2 protein-coding genes are annotated in these 1,748 nt (G+C 65.0%); both read right to left on the reverse strand.

Annotated elements, in window-relative coordinates; genetic code table 11:
* Positions 1-436, reverse strand: a 436-nt coding sequence (locus Q0L57_RS14400; protein ID WP_296743668.1) for an ATP-binding cassette domain-containing protein, incomplete at its 3' end; no start/stop codon positions are given.
* On the reverse strand, positions 433-1,748 hold a 1,316-nt coding region (locus tag Q0L57_RS14405), incomplete at its 5' end, for a branched-chain amino acid ABC transporter ATP-binding protein/permease (RefSeq protein ID WP_296743670.1). The genes Q0L57_RS14400 and Q0L57_RS14405, both read right to left, overlap by 4 nt.

Below are 1,748 nucleotides of genomic sequence, written 5' to 3' on the forward strand. Positions count from 1 at the left end.
CGCGGGCTATGGCGAGCATCTGCTGCTCGCCGCCCGAAAGGTCGGTGCCCCGGCTCGCGCGGCGTTCCTTCAGCCGCGGGAACATCGTGTAGATGCGCTCCAGCGGCCAGCGGTTGACGGCGGTCAATCCGGCCAGGATGATGTTTTCCTCGACGTTCAGGCTGCCGAAGATGCGCCGGTTCTCATGCACGAGCTGCATGCCCTGGCGCGCTATGCTGTGCGCCTTGCGGCCCGCCAGCTCGACGCCGTCGAGCATGACCGAGCCGTTGCGCGGCGTCACCACGCCCATCAAGCTCTTCAGCGTCGTCGATTTGCCGGCGCCGTTGCGCCCAAGCAGCGCCACGACTTCGTTTTTTTCAACCTTCAGCCCAACGTCGAACAGGATGTGGCTGTCGCCGTAATAGCTGTTCAGTCCGCTGACCTCGAGCAGGCTCATGCCATCTCTCCGTGCACCCCGCCGAGATAGGCTTCCTGCACTTTCGCATTGGTCTTGATCTCGCCGGGGGTGCCTTCGACCAGCACCCGGCCTTCCTGCAGCACCGTCACTTTCCCAACCAGTTCGAAAAGCGAATCCATGTCGTGATCGATGATGATCATCGTGCGTCCGCGCGCGATCGACTTGAGCAGCGCCACGGTCTCGACGCGTTCGCGCGGGCTCATGCCGGCCAGTGGCTCGTCGAGCAGCAACAGGCTTGGCGATGTCGCCAGCGCCAGTCCGATTTCCAGCCGCCGCTTCTCGCCATATGCCAGTTCCGAGACCGGCCGGTCGAGCCGCGCCGTCAGGTTCACCAGTGCCGCGGTCCGCTCGACCTGCTCATCGAGACCTGGAACGGCGTGGAGGCTCTTGAACAGATCGAGCCTGAACTTGCCCCGCGCCTCGCCAAGGGCCGCAATCGTGAGATTGCGCCTGACCGTCAGCCGGTCGAACAGCTGGTTGATCTGGTAGCTCTTGGTCAGCCCCAGCTGGCAGACGTCGGACACGCCCATGCCCGTTATGTCGCGGCCCTCGAACATGATCTGGCCGGACGTGGGTGCGATCTCGCAGGTCAGCATCTTGAAGAAAGTGCTCTTGCCCGCGCCATTCGGCCCGATGATGCCGCGTATCTCGCCATGGTCGACCGCGAAGCTGATGTCGCTGTTGGCCACGATGCCGCCATAGCGCTTGCTGAGGCCCTGCGCCCGCAGGATCGGCCCCTGCGCGCGCGCCTCGCCACGCTGGCGCGCCGGCATCGGCTCGATGGAGGCCGGATCGAACGGCGCGCTCGTCGCCGCGGTTTCGGTCGGTTCGGCATTCTTACGACGGCCGGTTGCGAAACCATAGAGGTCGGCAATCGCGCCGGCGATGCCGCGCCGCAGGAAGCAGACCAGAAGCACGAAAACGATGCCCAGCACCAGCTTCCATGTTGCGCCCAGATGCAGGGTGTTCTGGAAGAAGTCGCTGAGATACAGCCACACCGTCGCGCCAAGCAACGGTCCGACCAAGGTGCCCGCGCCGCCAATCGCCGTCTGCATGACGACCTGGCCGGAGGTGTCGAACATGAAGGCGTCCGGCGGCATGAAGCCCTGCATGACGCCCAACAGGCCGCCGGCAAAGCCCGCATAGATCGCCGCCACCACGAAGGCCGTCAACTTGTAGCCGTGGATATTGTGGCCAAGTGCTGCCGCGCGCTGCGGATTGTCGCGGATCGCCGATAGGATCGCGCCGACGGGCGAGCGCACGATGCGCAGCGCAATCACGATGCCGACGA

This window comes from Mesorhizobium sp., from assembly GCF_024509055.1.
In the GTDB taxonomy this organism is placed as follows: domain Bacteria; phylum Pseudomonadota; class Alphaproteobacteria; order Rhizobiales; family Rhizobiaceae; genus Mesorhizobium.